We start from the raw sequence: 15,031 nt of genomic DNA on the forward strand, positions 1-15,031 counted from the left end.
TGAACACGTGCAACAGATAGCCCGCTCTGTCGCCCTGGCATTTAATAATCTGCCTCGACCCCACCGCGTTATGCTGGGGTCCCTTACAGTTCTTACATTAGCGGTCGCCGTCTGGCGGCCCTATGTGTACCACCCACATTCAGCCCCCATCATTAAAACCATCGAACTGGAAAAGAGCGAAATCCGCTCATTGCTGCCCGATGCCAGTGAGCCTATCGATCAGGCCGCTCAGGAAGACGAAGCTATTCCTCAGGATGAACTGGATGACAAAACCGCGAACGAAGCGGGCATCCACGAGTATGTTGTCTCTACGGGCGATACGCTGAGCAGCGTTTTGAACCAGTACGGTATCGAGATGGGTGATATCAGCCAGCTCGCCGCATCCGATAAAGATCTGCGTAATCTGAAAATTGGTCAGCAACTCTCCTGGACACTTACCAGCGGTGGCGATTTACAGCGTCTGACCTGGGAAGTCTCACGTCGTGAAACCCGTACCTACGATCGGTCTGGAAACGGTTTCAAAATGACCAGCGAAATGCAGCAGGGCGACTGGGTCAACAATGTGCTTAAAGGCACCGTGGGTGGCAGTTTTGTTGCCAGCGCACGCGAAGCTGGGTTAACGAGCGGTGAAATCAGCTCGGTCATCAAGGCCATGCAGTGGCAGATGGACTTCCGCAAACTGAAAAAAGGCGATGAATTCTCAATCCTGATGTCCCGCGAAATGCTGGACGGCAAGCGTGAGCAGAGCCAGCTGATGGGCGTGCGTCTGCGCTCAGAAGGCAAAGATTATTACGCCATCCGCGCTGAAGACGGTAAGTTCTATGACCGCAACGGTACGGGCCTGGCGAAAGGTTTCCTGCGCTTCCCGACGGCGAAACAGTTCCGCGTTTCATCCAACTTTAATCCGCGTCGTCTTAACCCGGTAACGGGCCGCGTGGCGCCGCACCGTGGCGTTGACTTCGCCATGCCGCAGGGCACGCCAGTGCTCTCTGTCGGTGACGGTGAAGTGGTTATCGCCAAACGCAGCGGCGCGGCAGGGTATTATGTCGCCGTTCGTCACGGTCGCACCTACACCACCCGCTATATGCACCTGCGTAAACTGCTGGTTCAGCCGGGTCAGAAAGTGAAACGCGGTGACCGTATCGCGCTGTCGGGCAACACCGGGCGCTCAACGGGCCCACACCTGCACTATGAAGTGTGGATCAACCAACAGGCCGTGAACCCGCTGACGGCGAAACTGCCGCGTACCGAAGGGCTGACCGGCAAAGATCGCACCGATTATCTGGCTCAGGTCAAAGAGGTTATGCCGCAACTGCGCTTCGACTAACCTGTCGTAATGTTAAAGCCGGTGCAGAGATGCGCCGGCTTTTTCTTTTGTGCGATGCAGCCTGCCTCGCTACACTAACTGATGATTATTTTTAGCTTCACCAGACCCTGGAACCCGCATGGAAACCCAAAAAAACAACAGTGAATTCATTCCCGAGTTTGAGAAATCTTTTCGCCACCCGCGCAACTGGGGCGCCTGGCTGGGCGTTTATGCGTTTGCGGGCATCGCGCTGCTTCCTGCATCTGTGCGCGATCCGGTTCTGGGCAAAATTGGCCTGATCGCCGGACGAATGGGCAAAAGCGCTCGCCGCCGCGCCCAAATTAATCTCTTCTACTGTTTCCCGGAAAAAAGCGACGCCGAGCGGGAAGCCATTATCGACGCTATGTTTACCACCGCGCCGCAGGCGATGGCGATGATGGGCGAGCTGGCGCTGCGCGGGCCGGAAAAGATTAAGGACCGCGTTGACTGGAAAGGGCTGGAGATTATCGAGGAGATGCGTCGCAACGACGAGAAGGTGATTTTCCTCGTGCCGCACGGCTGGGGCGTAGATATTCCGGCCATGCTGATGGCCTCTCAGGGCCAAAAGATGGCGGCCATGTTCCACAATCAGGGCAATAAAATCTTTGACTACGTCTGGAACACCGTCCGTCGCCGTTTCGGTGGCCGACTGCATGCGCGTAACGACGGTATCAAACCATTTATAAAATCGGTGCGCGAGGGTTACTGGGGCTATTATCTGCCCGACCAGGATCACGGCGCCGAGCACAGCGAATTCGTGGATTTCTTTGCCACCTACAAAGCGACGCTGCCCGCGATTGGTCGTCTGATGAAAGTCTGCCGTGCCCGCGTGATCCCACTGTTCCCGATTTACGATGGCAAAACCCATCGCCTGACCATCGAAGTGCGTCCACCGATGGACGACCTGCTGGAAGCAGACGACAACACCATCGCGCGCCGGATGAACGAAGAGGTCGAAATTTTCGTGGGGCCAAATCTTGAGCAGTACACCTGGATCCTGAAGCTGCTCAAAACGCGCAAGCCCGGTGAGACAGAGCCGTATAAGCGCAATGAGTTGTACCCGAAGAAATAAAAAATCCCCCGGCGACGGGGGATTTTTTTAGCAATAACACACTGGCGAAATTACTCGACAGTCATCACGCGAGTGGTGTTGGTCGAGCCAATGGTGCTCATCACATCGCCCTGGGTGACGATCACGATATCGCCGGAGACCAGATAGCCTTTATCGCGCAGCAGATTGACCGCGTCGTTCGCTGCGGCAACACCGTCGTTAGTGCTGTCGAAGAAGACCGGAGTCACGCCACGATACAGGGCCGTCAGGTTCAGGGTGCGTTCATGACGGGACATGGCAAAAATCGGCAGGCCGGAGCTGATACGGGAAGTCATCAGCGCGGTGCGGCCGGATTCGGTCATGGTGATGATCGCGGTCACGCCTTTCAGGTGGTTCGCCGCGTACATGGCGGACATGGAAATCGCTTCTTCCACGTTATCAAACTGAATGTCCAGACGGTGTTTGGAGACGTTGATGCTTGGGATCTTCTCAGCGCCCAGGCACACGCGCGCCATCGCGGCCACGGTTTCAGCCGGATACTGACCCGCTGCCGTTTCCGCAGAGAGCATCACCGCATCGGTACCATCCAGCACGGCGTTGGCAACGTCCATCACTTCCGCACGGGTTGGCATTGGGTTGGTGATCATCGACTCCATCATCTGGGTCGCGGTGATCACGGAACGGTTCAACTGACGCGCACGACGGATCAGCGCTTTCTGGATGCCGACCAGCTCAGGGTCGCCGATTTCAACGCCCAGGTCGCCACGGGCAACCATCACCACGTCAGACGCCAGAATCACATCATCCATGGCTTCCTGGCTGCAGACGGCCTCCGCACGTTCCACTTTAGCCACGATGCTGGCGTCGCAGCCTGCATCACGCGCCAGACGGCGAGCGTAGTTCAGGTCTTCGCCGCAGCGCGGGAAGGAGACGGCCAGATAGTCGACGCCAATCTGCGCGGCCGTGATGATGTCGGCTTTGTCTTTTTCGGTCAGGGCTTCAGCGGAGAGACCGCCGCCGAGTTTGTTGATGCCTTTGTTGTTGGAAAGCGGGCCGCCCACGGTCACTTCGGTGAACACTTTCATGCCCTGGACTTCGATCACTTTCAGCTGCACGCGACCATCGTCGAGCAGCAGGATATCGCCCGGCACCACGTCGGCAGGCAGACCTTTATAGTCGATGCCCACTCGCTCTTTGTCGCCTTCGCCTTTACCCAGGTTGGCGTCGAGGAGGAATTTATCGCCGATGTTAAGGAAAACTTTGCCTTCTTTAAACGTCGAGACGCGGATCTTCGGACCCTGCAGGTCGCCGAGGATAGCCACGTGACGTCCCAGTTTTGCCGCGATCTCACGGACCTTGTCTGCACGTAATTTGTGGTCTTCTGGCGTACCGTGAGAGAAGTTCATGCGTACCACGTTGGCGCCCGCGGCGATAATTTTCTCGAGGTTATTATCGCGGTCAGTTGCCGGACCTAAGGTGGTAACGATCTTGGTTCTGCGAAGCCTTCTGGACATGTAATACTCCGTTGACTGAAACAACTTTGGTGTTGCGTGAACATAGATTCGGCGCTGTGTAGAAACTACCGAATACCGAAAAAAGTAACAACCTTATAAAAACATTCAGGGTACATCGCCCTTAATGAGCAATTCTTTATCAAAACGCGATTCCTTGAGCGCTTCTTTGACCCGCTTCAAGTTATCTCTGAATTTCGCGCCGCGACGCAGGGTAAATCCCGTTGCCAGCACGTCGATGACCGTTAACTGCGCCAGCCGGGAGACCATCGGCATATACATGTCCGTATCTTCCGGCACATCCAGCGTAATGGCCAGCGTCGCTTCACGCGCCAGCGGCGTTCCCGCGGTGGTGAGGGCAATCACCATGGCATCGTTTTCACGCGCCAGCTGTGCCAGCTCCACCAGACTTTTGGTCCGCCCGGTGTGGGAGATCAGCACCACCACGTCATCTTCGTTACAGTTCATACAGCTCATGCGTTGCAGCACAATGTCATCGGAGTAAATCACCGGGACATTAAAGCGAAAAAATTTGTTCATCGCGTCGTGGGCCACGGCGGCGGAAGAGCCCAGCCCGAAGAAGGCGATTTTTTTCGCCTGGGTGAGCAGATCCACGGCGCGGTTGAGCGACTCTTTATCCAGCGACTGGCGCACATGGTCGAGCGTCGCCATCGCCGATTCAAAAATTTTGCCCGTATAAGCCTCTACGCTGTCGTCTTCATCGACATTGCGATTTACATAGGGCGTGCCGTTTGCCAGACTTTGGGCCAGATGCAGTTTAAAATCAGGAAAACCGCGCGTCTCAAGACTGCGACAAAAGCGGTTGACGGTAGGCTCGCTGACCCCCGACTCCTGCGCCAGAGCGGCGATGCTGGAATGAATGGCCTGAGTCGGTGAGGCGAGAATAACTTCCGCCACTTTACGCTCGGATTTGCTAAGGTGTTCCAGTTGAAACTGGATTTTTTCCAGCATGTTCATGATGACAAGACGCTCATGGGTGGAAACGATTTCATTAATTGATGAAATCGTGATTCGAATTAGGAAGAATATACCCCTCTGACCTGGTCGAAGGGTAATGAACAACACGAAAAGTTGTTGTTTTTTTTCATTACTTGATCGCGGTCGGGTTTTCGCAACGGCCCGGCCGCGCAAAGATCCAACGGATTCGTCGTGATTCCCGTAACTGAAGCGTGTAAACAATCAAAAATCGCGTTATCGCACGCGAGGTTAAGCGCTAATGGTTTCGGGAATGACGTAAAAGCAGTACAGTGCATTGTAATAAAATTACAACGATATTCTGGCAAAAGCACCAGGATATCCAACTGAGGAGAATGACATGGCGGTAACGCAAACAGCCCAGGCATGTGACCTGGTCATTTTCGGCGCGAAAGGCGATCTTGCACGCCGTAAATTGCTGCCTTCCCTGTATCAACTGGAAAAAGCAGGCCAGATCCACCCGGACACTCGCATCCTGGGCGTGGGCCGCGCTGACTGGGATAAAGACGCCTACACCAAAGTGGTGCGTGAAGCGCTCGAAACTTTCATGAAAGAGAAGATTGATGAAAGTTTGTGGGATGCGCTGAGCGGTCGTCTTGATTTCTGCAACCTGGATGTCAACGATACCAAGTCGTTTGGCCGTCTGGGCAAGATGCTGGACCAGCAAAACCGTGTGACCATCAACTACTTCGCGATGCCGCCAAGCACCTTCGGCGCCATCTGCAAAGGTCTGGGCGAAGCGAAACTCAACGCTAAACCGGCGCGTGTAGTCATGGAAAAACCGCTGGGAACTTCTCTTGCGACTTCGCGTGAAATCAACGACCAGGTCGGGGAATACTTCGAAGAGTGCCAGGTTTACCGTATCGACCACTATCTGGGTAAAGAGACGGTGCTGAACCTGCTGGCCCTGCGTTTTGCGAACTCCCTGTTTGCGAACAACTGGGACAACCGCACTATCGATCACGTGGAAATTACCGTGGCCGAGGAAGTGGGCATCGAAGGGCGCTGGGGTTACTTTGACCAGGCCGGTCAGATGCGCGACATGATCCAGAACCACCTGCTGCAAATCCTCTGCATGATCGCCATGTCTCCTCCGTCAGACCTCTCTGCGGATAACATTCGCGACGAGAAAGTGAAGGTGCTGAAGTCTCTGCGCCGCATCGATCGCTCGAACGTGCGTGAGAAAACCGTCCGCGGTCAGTACACCTCCGGCTTCGCGCAGGGTAAAAAAGTCCCTGGCTATCTGGAAGAAGAGGGCGCGAACAAGTCCAGCAACACCGAGACTTTCGTGGCGATCCGCGTCGATATCGACAACTGGCGCTGGGCGGGTGTTCCGTTCTATCTGCGCACCGGTAAACGTCTGCCGACCAAATGTTCTGAAGTCGTGGTCTATTTCAAGAACCCGGAACTGAACCTGTTCAAAGAGTCCTGGCAGGAGCTGCCGCAGAACAAACTGACTATCCGTCTGCAGCCTGATGAGGGCGTGGATATTCAGGTGCTGAACAAAGTGCCGGGCCTGGATCACAAACACAACCTGCAAACCACCAAGCTGGATCTGAGCTACTCCGAAACCTTCAACGAAACGCACCTGGCCGATGCTTACGAGCGTCTGCTGCTGGAAACCATGCGTGGGATTCAGGCGCTGTTCGTGCGTCGCGATGAAGTGGAAGAGGCGTGGAAGTGGGTCGACTCCATTACCGAAGCCTGGGCCGCCGATCAGGATGCGCCAAAACCGTATCAGGCAGGCACCTGGGGACCGGTCGCGTCAGTGGCGATGATCACCCGCGATGGCCGTTCCTGGAACGAGTTCGAGTAAGACGGAAGCTAATCCAAACGGGTTATTTTACCGGTAACATGATCTAACACAGATTGTGGCACAATTTTTAATCATTTAAGCTCCGCGTGGATTCACCCGTGGAGCTTTTTTTATTACACTGGCTGAAGCGATTTTGCCCCCGAGCTACGGACTGCAAGCGTTTCAGCCTTGTTAAGACAAGCGATTCATCTTGTTAACTCCCGCGCCTGGACAGATAAATTAGAGGAGCTTCTATGAATCCTGTATTGTTACGCGTAACACAGCGCATTGTTGAGCGCTCGAAAGAGACACGTTCTGCCTACCTCGCCCGCATCCAGCAGGCAAAAACCGACACGGTCCATCGTTCACAACTCGCCTGCGGGAATCTGGCCCACGGTTTCGCCGCCTGCCAGCCGGACGATAAAGCCTCGCTGAAAAGCATGCTGCGTAACAATATTGCGATCATCACCTCCTACAACGACATGCTCTCCGCGCACCAGCCGTACGAACACTACCCGGAAATTATTCGCAAAGCGCTGCACAGCGCCAACGCGGTCGGGCAGGTGGCGGGTGGCGTGCCAGCCATGTGCGACGGCGTGACCCAGGGTCAGGACGGGATGGAGCTCTCCCTGCTGAGCCGCGAAATCATCGCCATGTCTGCGGCGGTGGGCCTGTCCCACAATATGTTCGACGGCGCGCTGTACCTCGGCGTGTGCGACAAAATTGTCCCGGGGCTGGCAATGGCGGCCCTGTCGTTCGGTCATCTGCCCGCGATTTTTGTTCCGTCTGGCCCGATGGCGAGCGGTCTGCCGAATAAAGAAAAAGTGCGTATCCGCCAGCTGTATGCGGAAGGCAAAGTGGATCGCAGCGCGCTGCTGGAAGCTGAAGCCGCCTCATATCACGCTCCCGGCACCTGTACGTTCTATGGGACTGCCAACACCAATCAGATGGTGGTGGAGTTCATGGGTATGCAGCTCCCTGGCTCGTCGTTCGTTCAGCCAGATGCACCGCTGCGTCAGGCCCTGACCGAAGCGGCCGCGCGTCAGGTGACGCGTCTGACCGGCAACGGCAACGAGTGGATGCCGCTCGGTAAAATGGTTGACGAAAAAGTGATCGTCAACGGGATTGTCGCCCTGCTGGCGACCGGCGGTTCCACTAACCACACCATGCACCTGGTGGCGATGGCGCGTGCGGCGGGGATCCAGATTAACTGGGATGATTTCTCTGACCTGTCTGAAATCGTGCCGCTGATGGCGCGTCTCTACCCGAACGGTCCGGCAGATATCAACCACTTCCAGGCGGCGGGCGGCGTACCTGTGCTGATCCGCGAGCTGCTGAAGGGCGGCCTGCTGCATGAAGACGTCAACACGGTGGCCGGTTTCGGTCTGCAACGTTACACCATGGAGCCGTGGCTGAACGACGGCGAGCTCGACTGGCGCGAAGGCGCGCAGGATTCCCTCGACGAGCAGGTGATCGCCACCTTCGCGAAGCCATTCTCCCATCACGGCGGCACCAAAGTGCTGAGCGGCAACCTCGGTCGCGCGGTGATGAAAACCTCCGCCGTGCCGGTTGAAAACCAGATCGTGGAAGCGCCTGCGGTGATTTTCGAAAGCCAGCACGACGTGCTGCCTGCCTTCGAAGCTGGCCTGCTGAACAAAGACTGCGTGGTGGTGGTTCGTCACCAGGGACCGAAAGCGAACGGCATGCCAGAATTACATAAACTTATGCCGCCACTTGGTGTATTATTGGACCGCTGTTTCAAAATTGCGTTGGTCACCGATGGACGACTCTCCGGCGCATCAGGTAAAGTGCCATCAGCAATCCACGTCACTCCCGAAGCTTACGACGGTGGGTTACTGGCGAAAGTCCGCGATGGCGATATGATCCGCGTGAATGGCCAGACAGGCGAACTGACCCTGCTGGTGGATGAAGCCGAACTGGCCGCCCGTAAGCCGCATATTCCTGACCTGAGCGCGTCGCGTGTGGGAACAGGGCGCGAAATGTTCAGTGCACTGCGCGAGAAACTCTCCGGTGCTGAACAGGGCGCAACCTGTATTACGTTTTAAGACGACAAGAATTAACGATCTGGCGAGAGAAAAACACTGATGAAAAACTGGAAAACAAGTGCAGAAGCAATCCTGACAACTGGCCCGGTAGTGCCGGTTATCGTGGTGAACAAACTGGAGCACGCCGTCCCGATGGCGAAAGCGCTGGTTGCAGGTGGTGTTCGTGTTCTGGAAGTGACGCTGCGTACCGCATGCGCGATGGACGCGATCCGCGCTATCGCCAAAGAAGTGCCGGACGCGATTATCGGTGCCGGTACCGTGCTCAACCCTCAGCAACTGGCAGAAGTGACCGAAGCGGGCGCACAGTTCGCCATCAGCCCGGGCCTGACCGAGCCGCTGCTAAAAGCCGCAACCGAAGGCACGATTCCGTTAATCCCGGGTATCAGCACCGTGTCTGAACTGATGCTGGGTATGGATTACGGCCTGAAAGAGTTCAAATTCTTCCCGGCTGAAGCCAACGGCGGCACCAAAGCGCTGCAGGCGATTGCGGGCCCGTTCTCTCAGGTGCGTTTCTGCCCGACGGGCGGTATCTCTCCGGCGAACTACCGCGACTACCTGGCGCTGAAAAGCGTCCTGTGTATCGGTGGTTCCTGGCTGGTTCCGGCGGATGCGCTGGAAGCGGGCGACTGGGATCGCATCACTAAGCTGGCGCGCGAAGCAGTGGAAGGCGCGAAGTAATTTTTTGCTGTGGCGGGTGGCGGCTTCGCCTTACCCGCCCTACAAAATCTAACCGGGCAAACATCTGTTGCCCGGTTTTTATTATCCCTTCACACTGACGGCCTGCGCTGCACTTTTCGCGCGCTCAACTGCACTTTCCACGCTATCCCCGGTGGCTAACGCCACGCCGAGACGACGGATGCCGTCAATTTCCGGTTTACCAAACAGACGCAGTTGCAGACCCGCACCGACGGCGGCCTCAACATTATCAAAGGTGACGTTCTGGCTGGTCAGCTGCGGCAGGATCACCGCCGACGCGGCCGGGCCGTACTGGCGGATGCCGCCAACCGGCAGACTGAGGAACGCGCGCACGTGCAGAGCGAACTCCGAGAGATCCTGGGAAATCAGCGTCACCATCCCGGTGTCGTGCGGACGCGGGGAGACTTCGCTGAAAATCACCTCATCGCCGCAGACGAACAGCTCAACGCCAAACAGGCCGTAACCGCCCAGCGCCAGCACCACTTTGCGGGCCATCTCCTGCGCGCGCTCCAGCGCCAGGGCGCTCATCTGCTGCGGCTGCCAGGATTCACGATAATCGCCATCCTCCTGACGATGACCAATTGGGTCGCAGAAATGCACGCCATCCACGGCGCTGACTGTCAGCAGGGTGATTTCAAAATCAAACTTCACCACACCTTCGACTATGACGCGACCGGCACCTGCGCGGCCACCCTGCTGGGCGTAATCCCATGCCTTATCGAGCGCGGAGGCGTCACGGATAAAACTCTGACCTTTCCCGGAGGAGCTCATTACCGGCTTAATGATGCACGGGTAGCCAATCTGTTCGACAGCCTGCAGAAACTCATCTTTCCCGTCGGCAAAGCGGTAGCTCGACGTCGGAATCGCTAACTCCTCGGCGGCCAGACGACGAATGCCTTCCCGGTTCATGGTCAGTTTAGCGGCGCGGGCGCAGGGCACCACGCGCTGGCCTTCCTGCTCGAGGGCAATCAGCGTATCGGTGGCGATGGCTTCAATTTCCGGCACCACAAAGTCCGGTTTTTCCTCGGCAATCAGGGCGCGAAGGGCGTTCCCGTCCAGCATATTGATCACATGCGAGCGGTGGGCGACGTGCATCGCCGGGGCGTCGGCATAGCGATCGACGGCGATCACCTCAATCCCCAGGCGCTGGCACTCGATAGCCACCTCTTTTCCCAGTTCGCCAGAACCTAACAGCATGACGCGCGTCGCGGCCGGACGCAGAGCAGTTCCTAAAAGAGTCATAAAATCCCCCTGAAAAAGTTGCGCGCAGTATAAACGAAAACGTTTGCGTCTGTCTTCCCTCAACGGGCAGCGTGATGATGAGCGGGGGAAATTTGCGCTTCTTTAGCGCGGACAGACATTTCCTGACATCACCTCGCATAGGCTGTACCCATTGCGAACCGTTAAGTGGGGAAAATCATGTCAGGCTGGTTGAATCAATTGCAATCCATGTTAGGACAGAAGGCGTCGTCATCGGGCGGTGAGGGGCTGAGTAAGCTGCTGGTGCCCGGTGCGCTCGGTGGACTGGCGGGCCTGCTGGTCGCCAATAAATCCTCGCGCAAACTGCTGACCAAATACGGCACCGGCGCGCTGCTGGCCGGTGGTGGGGCCATTGCCGGAACGGTGCTCTGGAACAAATACAAAGAGAAAGTGCGGACAGCTCATCAGGATGAACCGCACTTTGGTGAGCAAATTTCACCGATGGATCTGCGTACCGAACGCCTGATCCTGGCCCTGGTGTTTGCCGCGAAAAGTGACGGCCACATTGATGACAAAGAGCGATCCGCCATCGAGCAGCAGATGCGGGAAGCGGGCGTGGAAGAGCAGGGCCGAGCGCTGGTGGCGCAGGCGATTGAACAGCCGCTCGATCCACTCCGTCTGGCGCAGAGTGTGAAAAACGAGGAGGAGGCGCTGGAACTCTACTTCCTGAGTGCCGCGGCCATCGATATCGATCACTTTATGGAGCGAAGCTATCTGAATGCCCTCGGCGACGCGCTGAAAATTCCGCAGGATGTTCGGGAAGGGATCGAACAGGATATTAAGCAGCAAAAACAGGCATTACAGGGGTAATTTTATCTGACGGCTGTCACGTTTCGCTTGCATCGTGCGCGCGTTTTGCCACCCTTATAGGGTGTAAAACCAAAAAGAAAAACTGACATGCTGCCAAAAGCCCGACGTATTCCCAAAGCGCTCACCACTCACGGTGACACGCGCATCGATAATTACTACTGGCTGCGGGACGACGAACGCTCGCAGCCGGAAGTGCTTGATTACCTTCATCAGGAAAATGATTACGGCCGCAAGGTGATGTCCTCGCAGCAGGCGCTTCAGGATCGTCTGCTGGAAGAGATGGTCGCGCGGGTTCCGCAGCGCGACATCTCGGCGCCCTGGACCAAAAACGGCTACCGCTATCGTCATCTCTACGAGCCGGGCAGCGAATACGCCATCTATCAGCGCCAGTCTGTGCTTTGTGCTGAATGGGACGACTGGGAAACCCTGCTCGATGCCAACCAGCGCGCGGCGCACAGCGAGTTCTATACTCTCGGCGGGATGGGTATTTCGCCGGATAACACCATCATGGCGCTGGCGGAAGACTATCTGTCACGCCGCCAGTACGGCCTGCGCTTTCGCAACCTGGACACCGGGAACTGGTATCCGGAAATGCTCGATAACGTTTCGTCGGACTTTGTCTGGGCGAACGACTCTGAAACCGTCTATTACGTCAAAAAGCACGCCTCAACGCTGCTGCCTTATCAGGTCTGGCGACATACGGTCGGCACCTCTTCGGGTACCGATGAGCTGGTGTACGAAGAACAGGACGACACCTTTTACGTCAGCCTGCACAAAACCACCTCGCGCCACTATGTGATTATTTCGCTTGCCAGCGCCACGACCACCGAAGTGCTGCTGCTTGATGCGGAGCTGCCCGACGCCCAGCCGCTCTGTTTTCTCCCGCGTCGCAAAGACCACGAGTACAGCCTCGACCATTTTCAGCATACCTTCTATCTGCGCTCCAACCGCGAAGGCAAAAACTTTGGCCTGTATAAAACCAAAGTGCGCGACGAGCGTAAATGGGAAGTGCTGATCCCGGCACGCGAACAGGTGATGCTCGAAGGCTTCACCCTGTTTACCGACTGGCTGGTGGTGGAAGAGCGTCAGCGAGGGCTGACCAGCATCCGGCAAATCAACCGTAAAACGCGCGAAGTGGTGGGGATTGCCTTTGACGATCCGGCGTACGTGACCTGGATTGGCTACAATCCTGAGCCTGAATCCTCGCGGTTGCGCTACGGCTATTCGTCGATGACCACTCCCGACACGCTGTTTGAACTCGATATGAATACCGGTCAGCGGAAAGTGCTTAAGCAGGCCGAAGTGGCCGGGTTCGACGCCAGCCACTACCGGAGCGAGCATCTTTGGATCACCGCGCGCGATGGCGTGGAGGTCCCGGTGTCGCTGGTGTACCACAAAGACCATTTCCACAAGCGTAAAAACCCGCTGCTGGTGTACGGCTACGGCTCTTACGGGGCCAGCATGGACGCCGATTTCAGCAGCAGCAGGCTGAGCCTGCTCGACCGGGGATTTGTCTTCGCCATTGCCCACGTGCGCGGTGGCGGAGAGCTCGGCCAGCACTGGTACGAAGAAGGGAAATTCCTGAAAAAGAAAAATACCTTTAACGACTATCTGGACGTGTGCGACGAATTGATTGCTCAGGGCTACGGCGATCCGAAACTGTGCTTCGGCATGGGCGGCAGCGCGGGCGGTATGCTGATGGGGACGGTGATCAACCTGCGTCCTGAGCTGTTTAAAGGTATCGTCGCCCAGGTGCCGTTCGTTGATGTGGTCACGACTATGCTCGACGAGTCGATCCCGTTAACCACCGGTGAATTCGAAGAGTGGGGCAATCCGCAGGACGAGACCTACTATCGCTACATGAAAGAATACAGCCCGTACGATAACGTCGAAGCGAAGGCTTATCCACACATGCTGGTGACCACCGGTCTGCACGATTCGCAGGTGCAGTACTGGGAACCGGCAAAATGGGTGGCGAAACTGCGGGAGCTGAAAACCGACGACAACCTGCTGCTGCTGTGCACGGATATGGACTCCGGTCACGGCGGGAAATCGGGACGTTTTAAATCCTACGAAGGGGTGGCGCTGGAGTATGCCTTCCTGATTGGCCTGGCGCAGGGGACGCTGCCAGGCCATGTTGCCGCGGATTAGGCGTCGTCGAGGTAATGGCGGAGCGTGAGACGCAGCTCCGGGCTCATGCGGTCGAGGTTGTTGTACAGCCAGCGCAGATAGCCCGGATCGCGCTCGGCCACTTCGGAGACCGGTTTGCCGCGATATTTACCAAAGGTAAAGGTGGTTAACAGCGCGGGGCGTCCGGTGATGGTCGCCATCTCATCCGGCGTCCAGCCGGTGTTATTCATGATATCAATGAGTAACGCCGCCGTGATGTAGCAGTCGTACAACGCGCGGTGATGATGTAACCCTTCCGGCGTTTTCACGCTGAGCTTGCGGGATTTATACAACGCCATATTGCTGTATTTAATCCCCGGCCAGGCGCGGCGCGCCAGCTTCATGGTGCAGATCCACTCGCCAGGCATCTCCGGCAATACGCGGCGGTCAAAGCTGGCGTTATGCGCCACGTACCACGGGCTACCGAAATAGTTCGGGATCACTTCCTCGATCCAGGGTTTATCCGCCACCATCGATTCCGTGATGCGGTGAATGGCCATCGCCTGCGCGCTGATAGGACGGTCGGGGCGAACCAGATGGCTCATAGGGTTGACGATCTGTCCGTCAATCACGTCAACGGACGCGACCTCTACAATCCCGCCCTGAAGATCACAGGTTTCGGTATCGATTACACGCAGCATGGCTCACTCCTGGCCTTAAAAACGTTAGCGTAATGGAATGATATCACCTTGCCAACCCTGCTTACCCCATGTTCCGGTTAATAACAGCTCGCCGCTGTCGGCGCGAACGATCAATTGCCCGCTGTCATCCCACAGGGCGCTGTGGCCGAGCGAGTTCGCCATCAGCACTGCAATAGCGTATTTATGGGAAAAACGCTGCAGACGACTGATGGCGTCGCGCCAGCTGCTCTCACCGACGGCCTGGCTGCAGGTGAATAACGCGGCGAGAGGATCGAGACTCGGCAGTTCCGTTTGCCCCTCCACGATGGTGAGCTGGGGTTTGCCGGGTATCAGACATGCGCCGCTGCCCTGCGGGTAGCGCATGGCCTGAGTGTGATTTGGGGAAAAGAGGGCCAGCCCTTTCTGCCGCACGCCGTGCGTCTCCAGGGTCATTCCGGCGATGACCGTGATGGAAAGGGTGTGTGCGGCGTCAACAATCGGAGCCAGTGTCTGTTCGTCAGGCGGCTCAGGCAACGTCACGCCATCGACGGCAGGGCCGGTTAGCGAAAGTTCAGGGAAAACGAGCAGATTACACTGCTGGCGGGCAGCAGCGTCGATAAAACGAAGGTGATGCTGAACGTGAGCATCAATGCAGTTATGCCGGGGAGCATACTGCGCGGCGGCAATATTCCATTGGGACATCGTGACTTCC

General features: G+C 56.9%; 12 protein-coding genes. 7 read left to right on the forward strand and 5 right to left on the reverse strand.

Annotated features, from left to right (window positions below; genetic code table 11):
• Positions 1 to 7: 7 nt before the first annotated feature.
• Both mepM and lpxM read left to right on the forward strand, forming a co-directional pair.
• Positions 8 to 1,327: a murein DD-endopeptidase MepM gene (gene mepM, locus AC3WS9_RS08945; protein ID WP_492487846.1), complete on the forward strand. Its 1,320-nt coding sequence runs from the start codon at positions 8 to 10 to the stop codon at positions 1,325 to 1,327.
• A gap of 118 nt (positions 1,328 to 1,445) precedes the next feature.
• Positions 1,446 to 2,417: a lauroyl-Kdo(2)-lipid IV(A) myristoyltransferase gene (gene lpxM, locus AC3WS9_RS08950; RefSeq protein WP_492487848.1), complete on the forward strand. Its 972-nt coding sequence runs from the start codon at positions 1,446 to 1,448 to the stop codon at positions 2,415 to 2,417.
• Between the two features lie 50 nt (positions 2,418 to 2,467).
• Here lpxM and pyk read toward each other — a convergent pair whose 3' ends face one another.
• Together pyk and AC3WS9_RS08960 are read right to left on the reverse strand one after the other, a co-directional pair.
• Entirely contained in the window at positions 2,468 to 3,910 is a 1,443-nt protein-coding gene (gene pyk / locus AC3WS9_RS08955) for a pyruvate kinase (RefSeq protein WP_282494651.1), read from the reverse strand.
• A gap of 105 nt (positions 3,911 to 4,015) precedes the next feature.
• Entirely contained in the window at positions 4,016 to 4,885 is an 870-nt protein-coding gene (locus tag AC3WS9_RS08960) for a MurR/RpiR family transcriptional regulator (RefSeq protein ID WP_492487850.1), read from the reverse strand.
• A gap of 358 nt (positions 4,886 to 5,243) precedes the next feature.
• On the opposite strand from AC3WS9_RS08960, the gene zwf reads away from it, so the two are divergent.
• From zwf to kdgA, 3 genes are all read left to right on the forward strand, one after another.
• On the forward strand, positions 5,244 to 6,719 hold the full coding sequence (gene zwf, locus AC3WS9_RS08965) for a glucose-6-phosphate dehydrogenase (protein ID WP_282494650.1): 1,476 nt from the start codon (positions 5,244 to 5,246) through the stop codon (positions 6,717 to 6,719).
• Positions 6,720 to 6,952: 233 nt separating this feature from the next.
• Positions 6,953 to 8,764, forward strand: coding sequence for a phosphogluconate dehydratase (edd, locus tag AC3WS9_RS08970; RefSeq protein ID WP_492487852.1), 1,812 nt, complete (start codon positions 6,953 to 6,955; stop codon positions 8,762 to 8,764).
• 39 nt (positions 8,765 to 8,803) lie between these two features.
• Positions 8,804 to 9,442 carry a bifunctional 4-hydroxy-2-oxoglutarate aldolase/2-dehydro-3-deoxy-phosphogluconate aldolase gene (gene kdgA / locus AC3WS9_RS08975; protein WP_095282378.1) on the forward strand — a complete coding sequence of 213 codons (639 nt, stop codon included), beginning with the start codon at positions 8,804 to 8,806 and terminating at the stop codon, positions 9,440 to 9,442.
• An 81-nt stretch (positions 9,443 to 9,523) separates the two neighbouring features.
• Here kdgA and purT read toward each other — a convergent pair whose 3' ends face one another.
• Positions 9,524 to 10,702, reverse strand: a complete 1,179-nt coding sequence (purT, locus tag AC3WS9_RS08980) for a formate-dependent phosphoribosylglycinamide formyltransferase (RefSeq protein ID WP_492487855.1) — start codon at positions 10,700 to 10,702, stop codon at positions 9,524 to 9,526.
• Between the two features lie 177 nt (positions 10,703 to 10,879).
• Between purT and AC3WS9_RS08985 the strand changes: the two genes are divergently transcribed.
• Together AC3WS9_RS08985 and ptrB are read left to right on the forward strand one after the other, a co-directional pair.
• Positions 10,880 to 11,530, forward strand: coding sequence for a tellurite resistance TerB family protein (locus AC3WS9_RS08985; protein ID WP_285149481.1), 651 nt, complete (start codon positions 10,880 to 10,882; stop codon positions 11,528 to 11,530).
• Between the two features lie 87 nt (positions 11,531 to 11,617).
• Positions 11,618 to 13,681 carry an oligopeptidase B gene (ptrB, locus tag AC3WS9_RS08990; protein ID WP_492487857.1) on the forward strand — a complete coding sequence of 688 codons (2,064 nt, stop codon included), beginning with the start codon at positions 11,618 to 11,620 and terminating at the stop codon, positions 13,679 to 13,681.
• Here ptrB and exoX read toward each other — a convergent pair.
• Both exoX and AC3WS9_RS09000 read right to left on the reverse strand, forming a co-directional pair.
• Positions 13,678 to 14,340, reverse strand: coding sequence for an exodeoxyribonuclease X (exoX, locus tag AC3WS9_RS08995; protein WP_285149483.1), 663 nt, complete (start codon positions 14,338 to 14,340; stop codon positions 13,678 to 13,680). The genes ptrB and exoX overlap by 4 nt on opposite strands.
• A gap of 24 nt (positions 14,341 to 14,364) precedes the next feature.
• Entirely contained in the window at positions 14,365 to 15,021 is a 657-nt protein-coding gene (locus AC3WS9_RS09000) for a nitrilase-related carbon-nitrogen hydrolase (RefSeq protein ID WP_492487860.1), read from the reverse strand.
• Positions 15,022 to 15,031 lie beyond the last annotated feature (10 nt).

The organism is Lelliottia sp. EB106-05-01-XG201 (assembly GCF_058791735.1).